Here is a 20,324-nt window from a genome sequence, read left to right as displayed (position 1 = left end):
GCATACCTATGGTTTACGAGCTAGATTTCCAACCCGCTAGCGATCGCTTACCCCCTCAGAATGTTGAAGCCGAGGAATCCATTCTGGGGGGTATTCTGCTGGACCCAGAAGCAATTGGCCGAGTTGCAGATTTGCTTCGGCCTGAGACCTTTTATCTCAGCGCTCATCAAGAAATTTACCGCGCCGCACTGAATCTGCATGGTCAAGGCAGTCCCACTGACTTGATGTGTGTCACCGCTTGGCTACAGGATCATGAACTCCTCGATAAAGTCGGTGGGCAAGGTAAGCTAGCCCAGCTAGTGGACCGTACGGTCAGTGCTATTAATATCGATCAATATGCCGCTCTGATTAAAGACAAGTTTCTGCGGCGACAATTGATCAAAGGGGCGACGGAGGTCATGCAATTGGCCTACGACACCTCCAAGACCTTAGAAACGGTCCTGGACGAAGCAGAACAGCAAATTTTTAACGTCACGCAAGATCGGGTGCGGCAAGGCCTAGTCGCCACAGAAGATATTTTGGCGAGTACCTTCGCTGATTTAGAACAGCGATCTTTAGGGCAGGTTTTACCCGGTTTATCCTGCAACTTCTACGATTTGGATGCCATGACCCAGGGCTTCCAGCGGTCGGATTTAATTATTGTGGCCGGTCGTCCTGCCATGGGTAAGACAGCGTTAGCCCTACAAATTGCCCGACAAATTTGTGAAATTCATAATCTGGGCGTTGCCATCTTCAGTTTAGAGATGTCCAAAGAGCAGCTCGTCCAGCGGATGCTAGCCGGAGAAGCGGGCATCGACAGTAATTACCTGCGGGCCGGACGCATCAATCAGACCCAGTGGGAACCCCTAAGCCGAGCGATTGGTAAACTCTCTCAGCTCTCAATTTATATTGACGATGCCCCGAACCCCAGCATTACCGAACTGCGGTCGAATGCGCGGCGGCTGCAGTCAGAACATCCTGAAGGCTTAGGTATGATTCTTTTAGATTATCTCCAGCTGATGGGTGGAGGTGATGCCTCAGATGGCCGGGTGCAAGAAATTTCTAAGATTACTCGGGCACTGAAAGGACTGGCTCGGGAACTAAATGTGCCCGTGGTTGCTCTCTCTCAGTTGAGCCGGGGTGTGGAGTCTCGGACTAATAAGCGACCGTTAATGTCGGATCTGCGGGAATCAGGTTCTATTGAGCAGGATGCGGATTTGATTATGCTGCTCTATCGGGATGACTACTATGATCCTGATAGCCCTGAGCGAGGTATCTGCGAACTGAATATTGCCAAGCACCGGAATGGCCCGGTAGGGACAGTCAAACTGTTGTTTGAGCCGAAACTGACCCGCTTCTTCAATTTGGCTAAACCCGAAGGTATGGGTTAATGCGGTAAAAAGCCCCCAGTAGTCGATAACTGAGGGCTTTTTGAATCTTTACTGGGTAGAGTTGGGACTACTCTTTAGAGCCGCCTAGTTGATTGCTAATCAAAGCATCGAGAGAATATTGACCGCCACCATTGACCAGGAAAAAGAGAAAGGAACAGGCATAGAGGGTGGCAGTTTCAAAGGATCCAATTTGGAGGCCATCAACTTTGATGTGAAAGTAAATCGCCATCACCATGGTGAAGACCAAAGACAAAGCTGCGGGGCGACTCAATAGACCTAAAATCAGCAGGATGGACCCGATAATTTCGGCATAGGCAGAACAGTAGGTGAGAAATACAGGGAAAGGCAGGCCCATGCCATTGGCAACCACGTTGGTGGCAAACCCCTCCACATCGCCTAGTTTATCCACACCATTGTGAATCATGAAAAAGCTGACGACGACCCGCAAAATCGTCAAGGCTACTTGGAACCAAACGGTTGTGTCCGAGGTGGACTGGAATAAAAGCGTGAGCCAACGATTAGAACTTGCTGTAGAGGTCATATCTATGGTGGATAGGTGAACTTATGTTAACAATATTACGTTGCGGTAAGGGTTTCTAGCCCTGTTCGATAATCCGTTGCACAATCTGCATGCCGGTAACCGCTTCCCAACCGAAGAGGCCCAAAATCAATACACTCAGCCATAAATGGACGTCACGAGCGGTTTGATTGCCTCGCTGCATCAGAGGCGTGAGACTTGCCAAGATGGCTACAAGCCCAGTCATTCCCAGCCCTGCCAATAGGTGGGCTCCTACAAACAGCTTGCCGTTATTGACATAGGTAACCCCCATTCCGCCAATGGAGCCGAGGACCATAATTGATAACAGGATTGCCCCAATTTGATGATGCTTGACATTGAAGCGCTGTTTAATCAGAGATTTGCGCAGATCTTTGTCGGGGGTGGTGCGGGTGGTGCGAACCTTCAGCCCTAAGGTCATGGCATAGATACAGATACCAAACAGTGTCCACATCAGGACTGGATGGATAAAGGTATAGATCCAGTACAAGAGTTTTGACAAAGTCATAGGGCAGGGGGCAGGCAGAATGCTTAAATAAACTTTATAAAAGTTAGCATGTTTTCTACGGTGTGTTCAGTTTTGGATCCTTTGCTCGATGAATGAACAAGCGTCTGTTTCTACTCAAAATCAAGCCGTTGCAAATTCTGCATTGCCCTTGCAAGCTCTGATCTTCGATATGGATGGGGTTCTTTGCGATACGATGCCCTACCATCTGGATGCTTGGCTGCAGTATAGTGCGACGATTCCAGAATTAGCCGTGGCTAGCCGAGACCGTTTAGAGCAAATGGGAGGCAAACGGAATGAAGATCTATTGCCGGAATTACTAGGACGCCCGGTTGCCGCCGCTGATATCCAGCGTTGGGGGGCTGAGAAGGAAGCCGTTTATCGCTCTCTGATTAAGGATGAGATTCAGTGGATGCCAGGATTAATTCCATTCTTGCAACAGGCTCAGAATTCAGGTTTAAAGTTAGGCTTGGGAACTTCGGCTTGTCGGGAAAATGTGGATTTGTTGATGACTCAAGACCAGCTTGGAGACTTCTTTGCGGCCCAGGTGATTGAAACGGATGTAGAACGCGGTAAACCCGATCCACAGTGCTATCTTTTGGTGGCAGAACGATTGGGGGTTTCACCGGATCAATGTTTGGTATTTGAAGATGCGATCGCAGGTACGCAAGCAGCACGAAATGCGGGAATGCGATGCTGGGGTGTCCTCACCACCCACTCTGAAGTGGAACTGAAACAGGCGGGAGCTGAATACTGTATCCATGACTTTACGGATCCAGCTCTTAAATCACTAATAAATTAGGTGAGCCACCACTGAGGGATTCATGGCCAGTGCCGATTAGTGCGATTTCATCGCTGCCCCATGGTCTTGATAAATGCCGGTCGTTTTGAGAGGCGATTGAGATAGGTCTCGACTGCTGGATAGTCGCTAAAATCTAGAGATAGCCCGAGTTTGGCATAGTACAAGTATGAACCTACCGCTACATCTGCGGCACTGAGTTCAGAGCCAAGGATAAAGGGCTGTTGTTCAACGATGTCATTTAAAGGTGCCAGTAATCTGGGCATTTCCCGTTCTCGTCGATCTTCGCGAAAGAGTCCTGGTCCTAAGGTGGCATTGGCGAAGATCACCCACTGGTTTAAGAGGGCTCTTTCTTCGATAGATTGAGGCTCTTTTCCGTATTTGTCAGTTAAATACAGGAGAATGGCACCAGACTCCCATAATTTAAAAGTTCCATCTACCATTGCTGGAACTTTTCCCATAGGATTGATGGCTAAAAATTCAGGTTGCCGCTGTTCCTGGCCCCGGATATCTAGAGAAATATACTGATAGGAGACGGCTAGTTCTTCGAGATACCATTGGACTAATGGAGATCTGGTTCGAGGCCCCCCATAAAGCAATAAATCAGCCTGTTTTTGGGTAGACCCCGAAGGGATTAATGAAGCGTTTTGTGCTATCGCTGGTGCGGGATTTTGTCCGGTAGCTTGACTTATGCTGATAAGGCCAAGAGTCAGGAAAATTATCTTTTTGACAGGCAATAGTTGTGTCATATTCTTAATGCTTAAGAAGCACTCAAGTATCTTATCCCTTGCAGCGCTTCCGATGGAACTAAAGGTTGTCAAGTTTAAGAAGGATGTAGCCACTTTCGGTAAGCCATGACCATCTCCTGGGCAGCAAGCTTGGGTTTAACACAACCGATGCCTGTTCCCAGACCTGGACAGAAGAGTTTCGAAATCTGTGGATATTGTGAAGCCAAATTCAAGATGGCCATCATTGAATAAAAACAATTTTTCGATGGGATTGCTTCTGGCGTCACCATGGTTGGTGCAGCAATCATATACGGTATGCGAGGATGATCCGTTTGTATGATTTCAGCACAACCAATGGGTAAATATCCTTCTGATCTTTTATCGATAGCCTTTTGCAGTGTTGTCTGTATTTTTAATCCGAAGAACTTGATATATAAATGATCAATTCCGCCATCCATATATCCGTAACTATTGGCTGGGGAAACAATCGTATCCTCCGCGATCGAGAGGATATCTCCTGGGTGAATAAATACCCCCTCAACATTGGCAAATGAGGTTTGCCAAGCTTTGACTACAGCTGGATTCTGATCAACAAGATGGAGTTCCATGAGGAAAGGGAGCAGAAAATTCTTGACCTGAATTGGAACTTTGCATTGTAGTGGCTGATTGGGGGAGTGAAATCGCCAGCACTCAAAGAAGGCAGCTAGCGACTTAACCCATAGGCCCAATGCATGAAATAGGCGGATACGGTCAGCAGTAGACCAATGATGACCCATCTACACAGAGAAAGTCTTTTATATTGGCTGATAAGTAAACCGCAACTTAAGGGAATCAGAACGCCCATTTCAATACCTAAGTTGTAGTAGAAATAGTAGTTGGACAGACTGGGTTTACCCGCACTCGGAAGTAGACCGAAAGGGAGCTTGAATACATGGCTGCTGAAAGGCCACAGGATGGGCAGACCAGTGACGCCAACCAAAAGGTCTAAGCCCATATGGGATAAACTTGCCAATGCCAATTGTGCCGTAGCCTTGAGGAGAGGGCGTAGCTAATGGATCGGGGATGCCTTAGACTTCGGAATGGTTACCCCTGGGAATAGGGAGTCAAACCGTTGATTGACCCAGGCAAGCCGCAGCATGAGTAGATGATTGAAACCATCCTCACTCCAGCGCATACCAACCCCCTTAAAGCGCTGTTGAATCAGCCACTTACAAGCACTTTCGACCATTCCTGACCCCAGCGGTATCTGTAGTTGTTCAAAGTGGCGATATTGGATGTGTCGCAGATGGCGCTGGAAATAAGCCTGTACCTGGAGCAACGTCGTAAAAGATTTGCCCGTAAACAATTGTGAGTGAATCAACATCGTCAAGGACCGCAATACTAATAGGTGTTGCCCATGTCGCAATTGGTGTCGCCAGCGCCGAAACCAGGCTTGGGCTTGAGCAGAGCGAACATCCCCAAACATCACTTTTGTTGCTCGTGCAAGATGGCCTGCTGCATGAAAAAATCGAGAACTGCCACAGCACAGTGAGAGAACAAGGTGCGGTAGACTCGCCAGAAGCCTCGCCCCCCATCACTCAACCAGATGACGCTTGGGGCCGATTCAAAGTCTTGTTTGCGGGCTTCGAGTTGCAGTAAGGGGATGAACTGGTCGATATCGCCCAATACTGCTACCAGTCTTCGACGCAGTAGTTGGGGGACACTCTTTTTAGCTCGGGTGAGCCGTGTTCCCAGGCGGGCTAAGATAGCGACTTTAACTTCTCGCCACTGGATTTTTCCCTTGGGGGTTTTCGGAGTGGGGCGAAAGGGCACCATCACACCGTCAGCAGCAATGGCCAAAGGCAGAGCAGACAACACCTCTGAAATCGCTTCACTAGGAGCCTGTTCACCTGATGCTTGAGCTTTGAGTTGAGCCTCTAGCTCCTGATAAGCTTTGTTGCCCATGACTTGCACCCAATTCCACAAGCTTGATGAACTGACGGATAAACCACTCCACTGACTCAGCATCCAACTGGCCAGTTCATAGGGCATAAATAGACTTAACAAGCAGCCTAGACGCACCAGTTCTTTACTGCTGTGCTGGTAAGAGGTAATCCCAATGGATTGGTCCAGAGGAGCTGATAGACTACCTGGACACCCTTTTGGACAACGACCCACCCGTCGCTTTCAGTAAATATTTCCCACCAGTGTCTGCATCTGACGAGATTCCCATCCCTTCGAGTGCAAGCGGGTTCCGCAGGTGCTACACCTAGGCCATTCAAATACTGTTTTGCTCGCCGTGAGAGTTCATCCTCCAGAAGCCATCGAGCCAAATACAAACCCATTTGCAGAACGATATAAACCATCTGACTCAGGCTGGGTGATTCTTTGAGTGCTTCGACCTGTTCTAGAAATTCGTGATGCTCTAGTACGGTTGGCAATTGCGATGTTAGGCTCATGACAAGTTTTTGATTCGGGTACAGGATCTATTGTCCTTGACCCGTTTTTCTTTGAGCCATACATCCCCGATTCTGTGCTTACGCCCCCTTGAGGAGAGATTTGCGATCGCATCCCAAAACCCTCAAACCAATAACCGTGAGCGAGGGTAACAGCAGGGCATAACAAAGGGAATGAGTAATCCGCAAGCCTGCATGGGCACTGGGATGTAGGAAAGGGACGACGTAATCAAAGTCAGGTGCGATCGCAACAACCACTAACCAGACTATCCACAGCAGCTTTGTCCAGGTGGTTATTAGAAAGTGGAATTGCTTATGGGTAACCCCCACCGTTAACCCCGCTAGACTATGTCCAATTAATGAAGACATGGCTTTAAACCGTTAATGTACCGAGAGCATGCAGTGAAGTGTCCCTGTAGCAGATCCCCACAGTTGCGAAGTAATCCGCCAAGTTCAATTTAGGTCAGTTTCTGCCTAGGCAATAGTTCAATCTATCAGCGCCAAGCGGCCTGTAAATGGCAGTTCATAACAGGTGCTGGGTTGCCAATCCCCATAATGGCCCCCTGATATTCTCCGCCGCCAAGATTCATCGCTACGACCTGTCCCTTCGCATCCACGATGGGGGCACCACTCGTTGCCCGGAGTTCAATCTTGTTATCAAAACGGTAGTATATGCCTTCCTTCGAAACTTGATCCACGACAGCTTTATGCCGATATTCAGAGCTACCGATGACTTCACCCACTAGCCATACGTCATCACCCACTTGAGGCAGGGTTTGTGCAAGGGGCATAGCGTGCACTTGGCTTTCCGATTGGACTGGAAAGATCGCGAGGTCTGCATTTACTTGAGTTCCCTTCATGCCGCGAGCCCCCTTGACCGGGAGTGCTTTCCCTGTGATGACTGAAACCTTGCCGAGAGGGTTCTCTCCTGAAGCACCAGAGACGAGTTTTGGCATTTCTGACCATCCATATTCGCGGTCTAACCCTCCTGCTGGGCCAAACAGATGGTGTGCCGTTAGTAAGAAAACGGCATTATCTTGACTCACAACGAAAGCCGTTCCCGCACCAAATCGCCCATCAGGACCTTTGAAGCTTGGACGGACCCAGGCTTGTTCAGGACGTGTACCTAGAATAATCGGTGCTTCTGGTTGGGGGCGATTGGTCCTTTCGCCTTTGTTAATTGCTTCCTCACAAAATGATTCCAGGTTTGCACGACTGTTATCCCCTGCTGAAGTTTGGTTCAAAAATGAACAGCCCCCTAAAGAGGCACTGAGGATGACGAGTACAAAGGCTGAAAAACGGAACCTTGTCATTGATATCTTCTCGATAAAAAACAGCTCATATTCAGCAAGCGGCACCTCAACCTGAGTCACGTGTTACGGGTCGCTTTGCTCATGGTGATAGAGCAGCGAATAAGTATTTAGAACGCCGAATTGCAGATGATCTGTTAATAAATTGCCCAAAAAGACTTACTCCACAGACAAGTCTTACATGCACCAGTGCTTCTGATCGATGTTGAGCGAGAGGTACCAATGTATTTTGTCGAAGGGGCTAACCGACGTGGTAACGCCTGGCGGTGCGTCCTCTCCAATAAGATCTATTGAATAGGGCTTGAATGTATAGGTTGTAATCGTTTGAGCTTAGGGATTAATGAACCCTGTCAAGCTACTGATCGTTTGTCATCTTATCCTGTAGTGGAATGTGCGATCGCAGCAACGGACTAAATCTGAACATGCCAAAATTAAAGATGAAGTCAGTGCGAAAGCTCCCATGCAAACCACTACCCGCCCTAGCCTGATTCCTTGGTTTGCCAACTATACTTTCTCAGGTTGTCCTTAGATTGTTCCTTTAAGCTAGAGCCAGGCAATTGCATAGAATCATCAGGGATTGAAGGGGGCAGCAGCGTATGAAACGACGTCAGGTATTAAAGCGACTTTTGCAAGCATCCGGTGGGATATGTGCAACATTCCTACCAGGATGTGTAAACCATCAGCACTTGCACCTTTTGTTCTCTGCTGATCTACGTCAATTTGAGCGGCCCTTACCGGATCATCGAATAACTCCAGTTGGTGAGTTTTATGTGCAATCCTATGCATCCCCTCCAGACGTCAATCTGGACACATGGCAGCTGCAGTTGACAGGGCTGGTGGAACAACCGCTGACCCTAAAATTTGCCGATATTCTAGCGGCTCCCCAAACGGAGTTCTATTTAACGATGGAGTGCATTGGCAATCGTACTGGAGGAAAGCAAATCGGCAATGCCCTATGGACGGGGACGCCATTATTGCCCTTTCTTAAACAAGTGAGGATACAGGATAAGGCTGTTGAGTTTATGCTTCATGCGGCTGACTCCTATGAGACGACTTTGCCCATTGCCGATTTGATGAGACCAGATGTACAGCTCGTGCATCGGATGAATGGGAAACCCCTAACGAAAGCCCATGGCTTTCCTCTGCGGATTATCATTCCGGGCCGGTATGGCCAAAAGCAACCGAAATGGCTAACGGAGATTGAGGCGATTGCTACCCCCAAAAAAGGATATTGGGAACGTCAGGGCTGGTCGAATACTGCCAAAATTGCCACCCATGCCATCACTCAGCAGGTCCAAGAGGAGAAAGTCTGGAATAAAAACTACCATGTCGATCTACCTCGTACAGGAGAGGACGGATGGCAGAGAGGAGTTACCATTGCGGGGGTGGCGATTGACCAGGCCCAGCCCATGGAATGGGTCAGAATTAGTACGGATAATGGGCAGACTTGGACGGAAGCTGAAATCAACCAGCCCAGCTCTCCCCATGAATGGACCCTCTGGCGATATCTCTGGAAGCCAACTCAACCAGGGACGTACAAGCTGCTGGCCCAGGCGAGGTCGCGAACAGAAACGCAAAAAATTCAGGATAAAAATGGCAAAGATGGTAGTGCTGGAATCTTAAAAATTTCAGTCAATCTAGATTCTTAAATGGATCAGAATAATTAACTTGAAAATAATTTCAATTTCTAGAAAATGCAATTTTTGAATTATTAAATTGCATTTTCCGCATAGTATTGCCATTGAAACTATCAAACCGTAAGAACCGTTACAGAATCCCTCTACTAAGAATTGCTAAATTAAGTAACATAACGAACAAACCTGCTGTGATCAGTAAGTTTGAGCTTCTATCCAATGCATTTCAAAAGCCCAAGATTTAGCAGTGGTGATGGCTGGCCTTTATAGGCTTTCTATTTGTTTCTTCCACTTCTCGACATCCCGTATGAACAGCAGATCACCTTTAATTTATGCTACTTTGATCGGATTTTTTGCCGGAATTGGGCATGGTTTTGTATCACATAATACCGATTTGCCTTTGTCCTTAACAGATCAGTTCATTCAGCCTTTTCAAATTAGCCAAGTCCCAGAAGAGTAAAACTTTTATAAAGGGTATCGATTTATACGGAATAAGCTGAGAAAATAAAGATTGAAATATTCAATCTTGGGCTTTAAAGAGATGTATTCGCATACCCAGTCTTCCTCGTCTGATCGAATCCTTGGCGCTTCCCTTGCCGCTTTCTCGATTCTGGCTGTTGGCTTTTCTGCCTTTGTTGTGGGTTACACCTTAACGCGCTCTTCTCTTCAAGAAAATACTGCGAATGCTAACGCAGTGGTTCACGAAGGCGTTGTCCCCCATGAAGGGACTCTCTGGCAGGATGTCGGTCAGTAGATCTGACGTCTTAAATTAATTCGATTCACTTTTATGCTGAACTGAAACTTGCCAGCATCAGTGTCTTATTGTTTTGAATGTGTAGCCCTCAATCCGTGGGGGCTACACATTTTGATGTGCATCTATTGAAAGACGGTTAGAAAACGACCTGAGCCCCAATCATCAGCACAGCTGCCCAAGAAACTAAGTAGGTGGGAGTTCGCAAGTAAGGAACCCCTAGGATATATACGCTGGCATGCATCACTCGTGCCCAGAAGAACGTGGCAGCCCAAGCTGTAATCACACCAGGATTGGCCTCGGTTAAATGGGCTGCAATCACAACGGCGGCAAATGCGGGTAGGGTCTCCACCATATTCAGATGAGTGCGTTGGGCTCGTTGGGCCCAGACTGGAATATCGGGGGATTCTGCGGGGAATTTTCGGGTGGGATAGTTACTGGCAAAGGCCGGAATGCCCCAGACAAAAGCGCGATTGAGAATATAGGGAACCCACAGCAGTACACAGAGCATACCGCTGGCAGCCAGATAGAAAAGGGCAGAGTTCATAATGCGCTCCTTAAGATGATTAAACGTTTGCAGATAGATAAGGGACAGATTGCTTTACGCTGTACCTCGTAAAGGATAGTTATTGGGAATGACGTAGGCTAAGCCAGCCAACAGAGAATCGAAATCGATGCGAGAGAAGGGATGGGTGCCAATATTGGCGAAGTACAACCGACCATCTGGCTGAATCAGAAACACAGCGGGTTCACTAAACAGCGCTGGCTCCTGTTCAAAATGGCCTTGACTCAGGTATAGGCCCCAATCCCGCATTTGCTCGGGAGTTAAGCCATAACCGAGGGATAGCTGTTGGAGGTTTGCCTGGGCTTTGAGTTGCTGGGTTTTGTCTATGCCATCACCACTCAAGGCAATCACCTGGACGCCGAGTTGGGCAAAGGCTGACAGCTTTTGGTCGAGTTCCGTCAGGTATTGCTCACAGACGGGGCAATGGAGCCCGCGATAGAAAACCACCATCGTATAGTGCTCAGGGGTTTGATCGGCCAACCGCCACAGCCCGTGATCCAAGGTCTGAACCACTAAGGGTGGGGCTGTATGGCCCATCAGTAATTTGGGGGAAGTGGATTGAGCGAAAGTCATCATCGGATTAGTCCTGGGTAGAGGGTGTGAATAGCAGTTTCGATTAGCTGTCTCTATCCTGGAGTAGGTTAAAGTATAGAGCAAGACTATTTTTAGTATTGAATCTATAGATATTTTCTATATATGGATCTCTACCAAGTTCGATATTTTCTAACCATTGCTGAAACGGGTACCTTTTCGCGGGCGGCAGAGCGACTTTATCTTTCTCAGCCGTCTCTATCAGCAGGAATTAAAAAGCTAGAGCAGGAGCTAGGGGTGGCTTTGTTCGAGCGGGGTGGACGGCGGACGGTTCTAACCGCAGCGGGACAAGCCTTTAAGGAGCGGGCCACGGTGATTATGGCTCAGTACCAAGCGGCTCTCCATGAACTCAAGGGCTTTAATGATCGACCGACGCTGAAGGTAGGGGTGCTGAGTACCTTGCGGGTGAGTGAGCTAGCCGAGTTGGTCCATAGTTTTCAGCAACAGTACCCTCATGTGACCTTGGAACTGTATGACCATCCTGCTGATGCGTTACAAGACAAACTTACCCAGGGCGAAATTGATGTGGCAATTACGGTGTTGGGACCACAGGATGATGCCCAAACCTCAACCCTTTTATTTACTCAACCTTTGCTGCTCGCCGTTCCGGTCCGTCATCCCTTGGCACAGCGAACTTCGGTGCGGTTGGCTGAACTCGATGGTCAACCCTATATCGATCGAGTGAACTGTGAATTTTTTAAGCAAGAGTGTCAACTGCTAGAGGCTCAAAAAATCTGTCCCCAAGTCGTGTATCGAGCTAGTCACGAGGAGTGGGTGATTTCCTTGGTCAAAGCTGGGCTGGGGCTGAGTGTGATGCCCTTTTGGCGGGGGCTGACGGACATTGTTTATCTGCCAGTGGTCGATATTGACTTTCAGCGGCGAGTTGGTATTAAGTGGCGGCTTCAGTGTTCTGAGGTGGTTGAACAGTTTTGTCGATTTGCCACGAGCCATAATTGGGAGTCGATGGCGGGGTGAAACTAAGGTGCGATCGCAACCAACGCATCCCAAAATGCCTGCAGATCTTCATAATGGGGGAGTACCACTGGTGCCCCTTCGGCTTTAAGCCGTTGGGCATCTTCACCAGTCGCAATGCCAATAAAGGGATATCCTAAGTTTTTCGAGGCTCTCACATCCCAAATGCCATCCCCCACATAGATCACATGGGTAAAAATCTGTTGGTAAGTCGCTTGGGCACGGTCTAGGGCAATCTGACAAATGCCTTCTCGTGAATCGTGATCGTCCGCAAAGGCATGGGGAATGTCTGCAAAGGGTAACTCTGCCGACTGCAGCTTAAACTGAACCGATGCAGTCCAAGCGCCGCCTGCATAGCAGAATTGATAGTCTGGGGACGCTTGCAACTGCTCCAATAGGGCATCAGCTCCAGCAATGGGGAAAACACCTCCCTCCCGAACGGCACCTTGGGCAAGTCGCTGCAGCAATTGTTTTTGAAAGAGCGCGATTTCCTCAGAATTAGGTATACGTCCTATCTGTCGTTCACAGATTTCCCGGAGAATACAGGCATCCGTGACATGGGTATAGGTGGCCCAATCTTCAGAGATATCCCTAATTCCAAAAATATCTTGCACCGTTTGAACAAAGGCCAGGTCATCAAGGTCATTGGACGCGGTTAGAGTGCCGTCAATATCGAACATGACCAGTTTCATGGTTCAAACCTTATCTGGGAAATACATGGAATTTATTAGCATATCGTTACCTTTGTTCAATGTTTTAGGGAATAAATAAACGTCCATTTTGAGGTCGCTTTAGCGCAGAAGACGGCATATTCCTGGGGCAGACTTTATTCGTTTAAGAAAGATTGTCCTATCCGCTAGACCTCAACTTTATTCATTCTTTTTCGCCAAAAGATGTGTTTGCCTTTGCCCAGCAAGGCTTCTAGCCCTTAGCGCTGGAGAAAGACTTTTAAAAGTGCAGGGTATATTGAAAGAAGTATTTATCTCGATACTAAATAATTCCTAGGGTTTGCAGACGATGACAAATAATAAGGGAGGTTCCATCTCGGGGACCGAAAACCTATTAAAGATGCTGTTGAGGGGATCGGATACTTGGAATGATTGGCGGCTTCAAAATCCAACCACTCCGATTAATTTGTTTAAAGCCAATCTCAGTAATGCACTGCTTCGCGGTGCAAATTTCGCTAGTGCAGATCTTCGCAAGGCCAAACTGTTTCGAGCAGATTTGCGCGCAGCCTGCCTATATCGAGCTGATCTTAGAGGTGCAAATCTCAAAGGTGCAAACTTATTTGGTGCCAATCTAAGTGGAGCAAATCTGAGTGGGGCTAACCTCAGTAATGCCATGCTGTATTGTGCCAATCTGGGGGGTGCAAATTTAAGAGGCACCATTTTAGACAGTGCCAACCTGATGCGAGTGAACTTCAGTCATGGAGATCTTCGAAATGCCATGCTTAGGAATGCCAAACTCCAAGGCACCCATTTTGAGGGGACTCGCATGTTGCAGACTGACCTGATCGAGATTAACCTCAATCAGGCTCAGATAGATGGAGTGTACCTGATGGACCCTGATGCCAACAATACGGCAATGGGCAATACTGCGATTACTGGCATTCTCATCACTGATAGCTAATGTCTGATCTGAGCAGGTATTCTTTCGTAAAGGGTGACTGGGTGAATTTGGAGCCTCATTAAGGGGGGGATGAGTGTGGGCAAACACAATTGATCTTGAGATGCCGAAATGAGTGGACTATCCAGCTCAGACTTTTTTAGCGAAATTCGCCAAGCGAAGGCTCCATGGGCAGGCGGTACGATTAACCTGCCAGTCTTTTATTACGATGCTTCGACGCTTTCTATTCAGTTCCTGGTTGCAGTGAATAGGCTGAGGAAGTTGTTACCGTCACCCAGAATTCAACCCCTAAGGGTCACTCCCTGGCACTCTGTGCTTACTATTTCGGCTTTAGAATATCGAGATTGTGATATTGGTCCGTACAATGAGGTGTCTCTTGGGATTCCAATGACCTTGGATCACCCTTCACCTCTTTTTACTGGAACGCTCAACCCAGTTCCTACCATTCCACAGGTTTATATCCGCCATCTGCCCGTTACTACCGATATTGCCCTTAAAGCTGGGATTGAATTTGCCGGCTATCCCAAATTTTTGGCAAAGATCGTGTTTGAGAAGGATGGGAGCTGGACTTCGTGTCATCTTCAGGAAGGTGAGCAACATATCCTTACGTTGAGGGGGCGAGCAGGAGAACTTCAGGATGCCCAGCGTTCTCGTATCCAGCCGATTACAGTCAGGGGTGGATATATGCTATCGAGTGAACTGATCATCAGTGAACGACTTCAATGTCAGAGCCAAAGGTCAAGAGATGCCCAACTAGATTTGGGTGATCATCCGATTGCTCAGGAGTTAAAAGAGCTGAGGTTGAATCGGATGATTGGCTTTCAATATGCCCCACAACACCAAGCCCTTCTGACACCTGCCAATGAAAGTTTCAAGCTGTAGACAGTTAAGGCCGTACACTGACTCTGGCTAAATACTAAGCAGAGCCGATATGAACCCTGGTCAGCCATTCTGAATAGTGCTGTTCTGAGCCCAACATTACCTTTTTCAGTAATTCACGTAACTGCTCAGTCACCGGACGGTGTTCCGGGAGAAGGTAGGTCTCAATTTCCAACACTGGTGAAATCTGGGCTGCTGTGCCACAAAGGAACACTTCATCTGCAATAAAGAGTTCAGACTTATCAACAGGACGTTCAATAATTGGAATATCTAAATCGGTGGCTAGCGCCATCACACTGGCTCGAGTAATCCCTTCTAAAATGTCTTGATCGACGCTGGGGGTGATCAATTGGCCATTTCTGACTAGAAACAGATTCATGGCTGATGCCTCGCTGACTTTGCCCCGAGCATTCATCAAAATCGCTTCATCAAACCCTGAAGCAACTGCTTCCGTTTTTGCTAGGGCTGAAGCAATATACGCAGCACTCGACTTGCCTCGTAGGGGCTGACTGCGATCTTCTTGTCGCAGCCAAGAGCTGATTCGACACCGCACACCGCCTTGGTGCAAGTAATCTCCCATTTCTAGGCCATAGATCAATAGGTCTTTACTGACATCATGGAGTCGAGGTGCAATGCCCAGGCTGGAGGTATAGATCAACGGTCGGATATAGAAGGTTGTTTGGGGCTGGTTACATCGCACAAACTCAATAAAGGTTGCTTCAAGTTCGATGGGGTCAATATTGGTATTCAGATATTTAGCACTTTGGCTCAATCGCCGACAGTGATCCGCTAGGCGAAACATCAAAATCTGGTTGGAGTCACTAGGAGAAGGGATTCCGCGAATCCCACCCAAAACTGAAGTGCCATAGTGAAGCGCGTGAGTCGCAATTGAAAGTTGAGCTTCAGGGAAAGGGCAGAACTCGCCTTCAAAAAAGGCGATGGGCAGAAATGCTGGAGCAGAAACCGTGGTCGATGAATCCAGTTGAGTGAGGAGTGTCATGGTACAGCACTTGCAAAAGGTTCAGGATGAACTTTAAAATAGCACCACTCTTTAGTGGTGTCATCTAATGAGCGATGCCCAGTTCTTGGAAAACCTCGTAGATTTGGGGTTAACTCGCTATCAGGCCGCAGTCTATCTAGCCCTGATGGATCGGCAGGACTTTACCCCTGCGCAGATTGCGACCCGTGCTCAAGTGCCTCGGCAGCGGATTTATGATGTCTTGGCATCATTGTGCGATCGCGGTCTCTGTCTTGAACGTCATTCCGGCCGACAGCGGATCTTCCAGGCCGTGGAGCCGTCCCAGGCCTTACCCACCCTGCTGCAAGAAAAACAAAAGCAATTCTCTGCTGAACTTCAGCGCCAAGAACAGCAAACTCACCGTGCGGTTGCCGCCCTTTCCCCGCTCTATACCAAAGGCCACAACACTCAAGATCCGTTGGCCTATATTGATGTCTTATCCGAACCCAACCGCATTGTAGATTGTGGGGCCAAACTTTCCCAATCCACTCAATCGTCGATCAGCGTCTTCTTCACCTATCCGTCTTTACTGAGTCATGAAGATGGCCTCAACCTTGTCAAAGATCCACTACAGCGCGGCGTTTGCTACCGCACCATCTATGAACACAACATCTGGCAAGATCCTAGTAGCCAGGACTTTATTCGTCAGTGTCAAGACTGGGGACAGCATGTCCGCTTCGTGGAAAAGGTGCCCTTCAAAATGCAGCTGTTCGACCAGCGGATTACGTTGCTATCTTTGCAAGATCCTTTATCGGGAACGCCCAGCTTTACGGCACTAAGCATTACTCATCCAGGGTTAGGGGAAATGCTTAACATTGCTTTTGAGACTTTATGGAATCAAGGGACACCGGAGCCCATCCGAACTGAAAGGGTGTAGCTCTATCCGGTTTGGTAGGTTAAGTTTTGACGTTACTGCCCAGGCTTAAATCATTGTGTTGAGAATGAAGGTATAACTCTATCTGAGACTATGTTTTAAGCACACCAGCAGTCAATCCGTACTCATTCGTTGAACAAGAAAGTCTCTGACCAGAAAATTAGTGAATCTGATATTCGAGCAATCTACCATCAAGGAGAGGATGCAGTTGTTGAGCTGGTCACCCTTCTTATTAAACGGATAGAGCGACTAGAAGAGCATCTTGGCAAAGATAGTCGGAACAGTAGTAAACCACCCTCAAGCGATGGCTTTGGGAAGCGGACCAAAAGTCTACGGGGTAAGAGTAAGCGTAAAAGTGGGGGTCAAAAAGGCCATCCCGGTAGTACCTTGGAATGGCGTGAAACCGTCGATGCCGTAGTGTTACATCCAGTCACTCAATGTCAAGGCTGTGGTGCCTCGTTAACAGAGGTCGCCGTCCTTGAGTATGAACTGCGCCAGGTTCATGAGCTGCCCTCCTTGTCATTACAGGTCATCGAGCATCAAGCAGAAGTCAAATATTGTGAGCACTGTCAAACCTTGAACCGGGGTAAATTCCCCAGCGATGTCACCAATGTGGTTCAGTATGGCAGTAATCTCAAAGGCTTGATGGTGTATTTGATGGAGGCTCAACTGTTGCCGTTTGAGCGCACCCGTGAACTGCTTAAAGACCTCTTGGGTTGTCAGGTTTCTGAAGGAACCCTGTGCAACACCCGTACAACCTGTGCCCAGCAATTAGAACCGATTGAAGCCCAGATCAAAGACGCTATTGAGCAAGCAGCTGTGGGACATTTTGACGAGACGGGGTTGCGAGTCAACAGCAAGTTGTGGTGGCTGCATGTCGCTTGTACGAGTGGATTAACCTACTACTTTGTCCATGCCAAACGCGGCACAGCAGCGATGGACGAAATGGATATTCTGCCAAACTTTACGGGCACGAGTATTCATGATGGTTGGAAGAGCTATGCCCGCTATGGTTGTACGCATAGCTTATGCAATGCCCATCATTTGCGCGAACTCCGATTTATTGTTGAACGCTACAAACAACCTTGGGCTGAGGAGATGATCTCACTGCTGCTAGATATCAAAGCTGAGGTAGAGCGGGCAAAAGCTGAACACTTAAGCGTTCTCGATGCGAGACAAGTCGAGGCGTTTGAGCAGCGGTATCGCCAAGTGTTAGCCGATGGATTCAAGCATAATCCAATGCCAACCGTCGATGAAAATGCACCCAAGAAACGAGGCAAGCAGAAGCAGAGTACACCCAAAAACTTGCTCGACCGACTTCGAAAGCACCAAGCTGCTGTCTTGGCGTTTATGTATGATTTTCAGGTGCCTTTTGATAACAATCAGGCTGAGCGCGATATCCGCATGATGAAGTTGAAGCAGAAGATATCGGGATGTTTTCGCTCCTTGGCAGGTGCCCAGCAGTTCTGCCGCATTCGCGGTTATATTTCAACTTTGAGAAAGCAAGATATCCCTGTACTGGATGCACTCAAAAGTATTTTTGCTGACAATCCTGTTAGACCAGTGCTTCAGCCTGGGCAGTAACGTTTTGACCTTCAAATCCGACCCAGATAGAAGATGAGGATAAATACTCAACGATAAATTTAGGATTCCGAAAAGAAAGTTTACGTTGAGTCCCTTAAATGATAGGTTTAGAAATGGCGAAATCATACGTCTGAGCTGCGCGTAAAAGCAGTTATAACAGTCATCACAACTAGAGTAGGCGTGAGCATGGTCACCACCACGAATAAGAATACTGGTTACATTTCTCAAATTATTGGTCCTGTTTTGGACGTTGAATTCCCCAGTGGGAAGCTGCCCAAGATTTATAACGCCTTGAAGGCAACAGGTAAGAATGCTGCCGGAGACGATGTTTCCGTAACTTGCGAAGTCCAGCAGCTATTAGGCGACAACCAAGTTCGCGCTGTGTCCATGAGTTCTACGGACGGTCTCGTTCGGGGCATGGAAGTTACCGATACGGGTGCCCCCATTAACGTGCCTGTAGGTAAAGCCACCCTGGGTCGTATCTTTAACGTCTTGGGCGAGCCCGTAGACAACAAAGGAGATGTCGGTACCGACGAAACCTTCCCCATTCACCGCCCAGCGCCTAAACTCACAGACTTGGAAACCAAGCCTTCTGTGTTTGAAACGGGCATCAAGGTGATTGACCTTCTCACTCCCTATCGTCGAGGCGGCAAGATTGGCCTCTTCGGTGGTGCGGGTGTGGGCAAAACCGTGATCATGATGGAATTGATCAACAACATTGCTACCAACCACGGTGGTGTGTCTGTGTTCGGTGGTGTGGGTGAACGAACCCGTGAAGGGAACGACCTCTACAATGAAATGATCGAATCCGGCGTGATTAACAAGGACAACCTCAACGATTCTAAGATTGCCTTGTGTTACGGTCAGATGAACGAACCCCCCGGAGCCAGAATGCGCGTGGGTCTGTCTGCGTTGACCATGGCTGAGTATTTCCGTGATGTCAACAAGCAAGACGTGCTGTTGTTTATCGATAACATTTTCCGCTTTGTGCAAGCCGGTTCTGAAGTATCGGCGCTACTCGGACGGATGCCTTCTGCGGTGGGATATCAGCCGACCCTAGGTACGGACGTGGGTGACCTGCAAGAGCGTATTACCTCCACTACCGAAGGATCGATTACCTCTATTCAAGCGGTGTATGTGCCTGCGGACGACTTGACTGACCCCGCTCCAGCCACCACATTTGCTCACCTAGATGGAACCACCGTGTTGTCTCGTGGTTTGGCGTCTAAAGGGATTTACCCCGCTGTGGATCCCTTGGATTCTGCCTCTACGATGTTGCAGCCCGGCATCGTCTCTGACGAGCACTATGCTACCGCTCGAGCAGTACAGTCTACTCTGCAGCGCTACAAGGAACTCCAAGACATCATCGCCATTCTCGGTTTGGATGAATTGTCTGAAGATGATCGCTTAGTGGTGGCCCGTGCCCGTAAGATTGAGCGTTTCCTTTCTCAGCCCTTCTTCGTGGCTGAGGTCTTCACGGGTTCCCCTGGTAAGTATGTCTCTCTCGAAAAGACCATCGCTGGTTTCCAAAAGATCCTCGGTGGTGAGCTAGATGATTTACCAGAGCAAGCGTTCTACCTGGTGGGTGATATTGATGAAGCCATTGCCAAAGCTGAAAAAATGAAAGCCGAAGGCAAGTAAGGAGGCATTATGTCACTAACAGTACGAGTCATTGCTGCCGACAAAACGGTTTGGGACTCTGCGGCTGAAGAAGTCATTCTGCCCAGCACCACGGGGCAACTCGGTATCCTATCCGGTCACGCACCCTTACTCTCGGCCCTTGATGTCGGGGTCATGCGGGTTCGCCCTGGGAAAGACTGGGTTTCCATCGCTCTGATGGGTGGCTTTGTTGAAGTTGAAAACGATGAAGTGGTGATCTTGGTGAACGGTGCTGAGCGCGGTGACACCATTGATCGAGAAGAAGCCCGTTCCACTCTATCGGCCGCCCAAGCTCGATTAGATCAATCCGAGCAAAGCGGAGATAAGCAAGAGCGTTATGAAGCCCAACGTGACTTCAAACGCGCCCGTGCTCGACTGCAAGCCTCTGGCGAAGTCGTTAATATCTAAGTTTCATTGGTTGTTGACTGTTCTGAGCCTTGCACTAGCAGGGCTCAGTTCTTTTTTATG

At 48.4% G+C, this 20,324-nt stretch carries 22 protein-coding genes and 1 pseudogene; 11 read left to right on the top strand and 12 right to left on the bottom strand.

Annotated features, from left to right (window positions below):
- Nucleotides 1–8 precede the first annotated feature (8 nt).
- On the top strand, nucleotides 9–1,370 hold the full coding sequence (gene dnaB / locus ON05_RS04185) for a replicative DNA helicase (protein ID WP_010473005.1): 1,362 nt from the start codon (nucleotides 9–11) through the stop codon (nucleotides 1,368–1,370).
- Between the two features lie 67 nt (nucleotides 1,371–1,437).
- Here the strand turns inward: dnaB and ON05_RS04180 are convergent, their stop codons facing one another.
- Both ON05_RS04180 and ON05_RS04175 read right to left on the bottom strand, forming a co-directional pair.
- Nucleotides 1,438–1,911 (bottom strand): DoxX family protein, encoded by a 474-nt coding sequence (locus ON05_RS04180; RefSeq protein WP_010473004.1) that lies wholly within the window; start codon nucleotides 1,909–1,911, stop codon nucleotides 1,438–1,440.
- Nucleotides 1,912–1,966: 55 nt separating this feature from the next.
- Nucleotides 1,967–2,434 (bottom strand): DUF4079 domain-containing protein, encoded by a 468-nt coding sequence (locus tag ON05_RS04175; RefSeq protein WP_010473003.1) that lies wholly within the window; start codon nucleotides 2,432–2,434, stop codon nucleotides 1,967–1,969.
- 88 nt (nucleotides 2,435–2,522) lie between these two features.
- Between ON05_RS04175 and ON05_RS04170 the strand changes: the two genes are divergently transcribed.
- Nucleotides 2,523–3,233, top strand: a complete 711-nt coding sequence (locus tag ON05_RS04170; RefSeq protein ID WP_010473002.1) for an HAD family phosphatase — start codon at nucleotides 2,523–2,525, stop codon at nucleotides 3,231–3,233.
- 47 nt (nucleotides 3,234–3,280) lie between these two features.
- Here the strand turns inward: ON05_RS04170 and ON05_RS04165 are convergent, their stop codons facing one another.
- The 6 genes and pseudogenes from ON05_RS04165 to ON05_RS04130 all read right to left on the bottom strand — a co-directional run bounded on the left by ON05_RS04165 (nucleotide 3,281) and on the right by ON05_RS04130 (nucleotide 7,706).
- A complete protein-coding gene (locus ON05_RS04165) occupies nucleotides 3,281–3,979 on the bottom strand; it encodes a glutathione S-transferase family protein (protein ID WP_010473001.1) in 699 nt (232 codons plus the stop codon).
- Nucleotides 3,980–4,053: 74 nt separating this feature from the next.
- The gene (locus ON05_RS04160) at nucleotides 4,054–4,566 is read right to left on the bottom strand and encodes a macro domain-containing protein (RefSeq protein WP_029315173.1); all 513 of its coding nucleotides are present in this window, start codon (nucleotides 4,564–4,566) and stop codon (nucleotides 4,054–4,056) included.
- A 95-nt stretch (nucleotides 4,567–4,661) separates the two neighbouring features.
- On the bottom strand, nucleotides 4,662–4,970 hold the full coding sequence (locus tag ON05_RS04155; protein ID WP_175307210.1) for a hypothetical protein: 309 nt from the start codon (nucleotides 4,968–4,970) through the stop codon (nucleotides 4,662–4,664).
- Between the two features lie 36 nt (nucleotides 4,971–5,006).
- Nucleotides 5,007–6,396 (bottom strand): annotated as a pseudogene (locus ON05_RS38390) (ISKra4 family transposase).
- A 78-nt stretch (nucleotides 6,397–6,474) separates the two neighbouring features.
- The gene (locus ON05_RS04135) at nucleotides 6,475–6,762 is read right to left on the bottom strand and encodes a hypothetical protein (protein WP_010471073.1); all 288 of its coding nucleotides are present in this window, start codon (nucleotides 6,760–6,762) and stop codon (nucleotides 6,475–6,477) included.
- Nucleotides 6,763–6,887: 125 nt separating this feature from the next.
- Nucleotides 6,888–7,706 (bottom strand): serine protease, encoded by an 819-nt coding sequence (locus ON05_RS04130; protein ID WP_010471074.1) that lies wholly within the window; start codon nucleotides 7,704–7,706, stop codon nucleotides 6,888–6,890.
- 593 nt (nucleotides 7,707–8,299) lie between these two features.
- Between ON05_RS04130 and ON05_RS04125 the strand changes: the two genes are divergently transcribed.
- Entirely contained in the window at nucleotides 8,300–9,352 is a 1,053-nt protein-coding gene (locus ON05_RS04125) for a molybdopterin-dependent oxidoreductase (RefSeq protein ID WP_236618884.1), read from the top strand.
- 526 nt (nucleotides 9,353–9,878) lie between these two features.
- Entirely contained in the window at nucleotides 9,879–10,091 is a 213-nt protein-coding gene (locus tag ON05_RS04120; RefSeq protein WP_039779398.1) for a hypothetical protein, read from the top strand.
- 136 nt (nucleotides 10,092–10,227) lie between these two features.
- Here the strand turns inward: ON05_RS04120 and ON05_RS04115 are convergent, their stop codons facing one another.
- Entirely contained in the window at nucleotides 10,228–10,635 is a 408-nt protein-coding gene (locus ON05_RS04115; RefSeq protein WP_010471077.1) for an MAPEG family protein, read from the bottom strand.
- Nucleotides 10,636–10,689: 54 nt separating this feature from the next.
- Entirely contained in the window at nucleotides 10,690–11,229 is a 540-nt protein-coding gene (locus ON05_RS04110; RefSeq protein ID WP_029315069.1) for a peroxiredoxin-like family protein, read from the bottom strand.
- Nucleotides 11,230–11,349: 120 nt separating this feature from the next.
- On the opposite strand from ON05_RS04110, the gene ON05_RS04105 reads away from it, so the two are divergent.
- Nucleotides 11,350–12,219 carry a LysR family transcriptional regulator gene (locus ON05_RS04105; protein ID WP_010471079.1) on the top strand — a complete coding sequence of 290 codons (870 nt, stop codon included), beginning with the start codon at nucleotides 11,350–11,352 and terminating at the stop codon, nucleotides 12,217–12,219.
- A gap of 2 nt (nucleotides 12,220–12,221) precedes the next feature.
- Here ON05_RS04105 and ON05_RS04100 read toward each other — a convergent pair whose 3' ends face one another.
- The gene (locus ON05_RS04100; RefSeq protein WP_010471082.1) at nucleotides 12,222–12,908 is read right to left on the bottom strand and encodes an HAD family hydrolase; all 687 of its coding nucleotides are present in this window, start codon (nucleotides 12,906–12,908) and stop codon (nucleotides 12,222–12,224) included.
- Nucleotides 12,909–13,233: 325 nt separating this feature from the next.
- Between ON05_RS04100 and ON05_RS04095 the strand changes: the two genes are divergently transcribed.
- Both ON05_RS04095 and ON05_RS04090 read left to right on the top strand, forming a co-directional pair.
- Nucleotides 13,234–13,845: a pentapeptide repeat-containing protein gene (locus ON05_RS04095; RefSeq protein WP_010471084.1), complete on the top strand. Its 612-nt coding sequence runs from the start codon at nucleotides 13,234–13,236 to the stop codon at nucleotides 13,843–13,845.
- A 108-nt stretch (nucleotides 13,846–13,953) separates the two neighbouring features.
- Nucleotides 13,954–14,724, top strand: coding sequence for an acetoacetate decarboxylase family protein (locus ON05_RS04090; protein WP_010471086.1), 771 nt, complete (start codon nucleotides 13,954–13,956; stop codon nucleotides 14,722–14,724).
- Between the two features lie 34 nt (nucleotides 14,725–14,758).
- On the opposite strand, the gene ON05_RS04085 is transcribed toward ON05_RS04090, so the two are convergent.
- Nucleotides 14,759–15,721 carry a branched-chain amino acid transaminase gene (locus ON05_RS04085; RefSeq protein WP_010471087.1) on the bottom strand — a complete coding sequence of 321 codons (963 nt, stop codon included), beginning with the start codon at nucleotides 15,719–15,721 and terminating at the stop codon, nucleotides 14,759–14,761.
- A gap of 67 nt (nucleotides 15,722–15,788) precedes the next feature.
- On the opposite strand from ON05_RS04085, the gene ON05_RS04080 reads away from it, so the two are divergent.
- From ON05_RS04080 to atpC, 4 genes are all read left to right on the top strand, one after another.
- Complete coding sequence (locus ON05_RS04080) at nucleotides 15,789–16,616, top strand: TrmB family transcriptional regulator (protein WP_010471089.1); 828 nt, start codon at nucleotides 15,789–15,791, stop codon at nucleotides 16,614–16,616.
- A gap of 156 nt (nucleotides 16,617–16,772) precedes the next feature.
- Nucleotides 16,773–18,197 (top strand): IS66 family transposase, encoded by a 1,425-nt coding sequence (gene tnpC, locus ON05_RS04075; RefSeq protein ID WP_262562131.1) that lies wholly within the window; start codon nucleotides 16,773–16,775, stop codon nucleotides 18,195–18,197.
- A gap of 186 nt (nucleotides 18,198–18,383) precedes the next feature.
- A complete protein-coding gene (gene atpD / locus ON05_RS04070) occupies nucleotides 18,384–19,838 on the top strand; it encodes a F0F1 ATP synthase subunit beta (RefSeq protein ID WP_010479265.1) in 1,455 nt (484 codons plus the stop codon).
- Between the two features lie 9 nt (nucleotides 19,839–19,847).
- Nucleotides 19,848–20,264 carry an ATP synthase F1 subunit epsilon gene (gene atpC, locus ON05_RS04065; RefSeq protein WP_010479266.1) on the top strand — a complete coding sequence of 139 codons (417 nt, stop codon included), beginning with the start codon at nucleotides 19,848–19,850 and terminating at the stop codon, nucleotides 20,262–20,264.
- Nucleotides 20,265–20,324: the final 60 nt, after the last annotated feature.

The sequence above is a fragment of the Acaryochloris sp. CCMEE 5410 genome, from assembly GCF_000238775.2.
GTDB lineage: Bacteria > Cyanobacteriota > Cyanobacteriia > Thermosynechococcales > Thermosynechococcaceae > Acaryochloris.
Note: the sequence above shows the minus strand (reverse complement) of the source record. Positions and strands in the feature narration are given on the sequence as shown.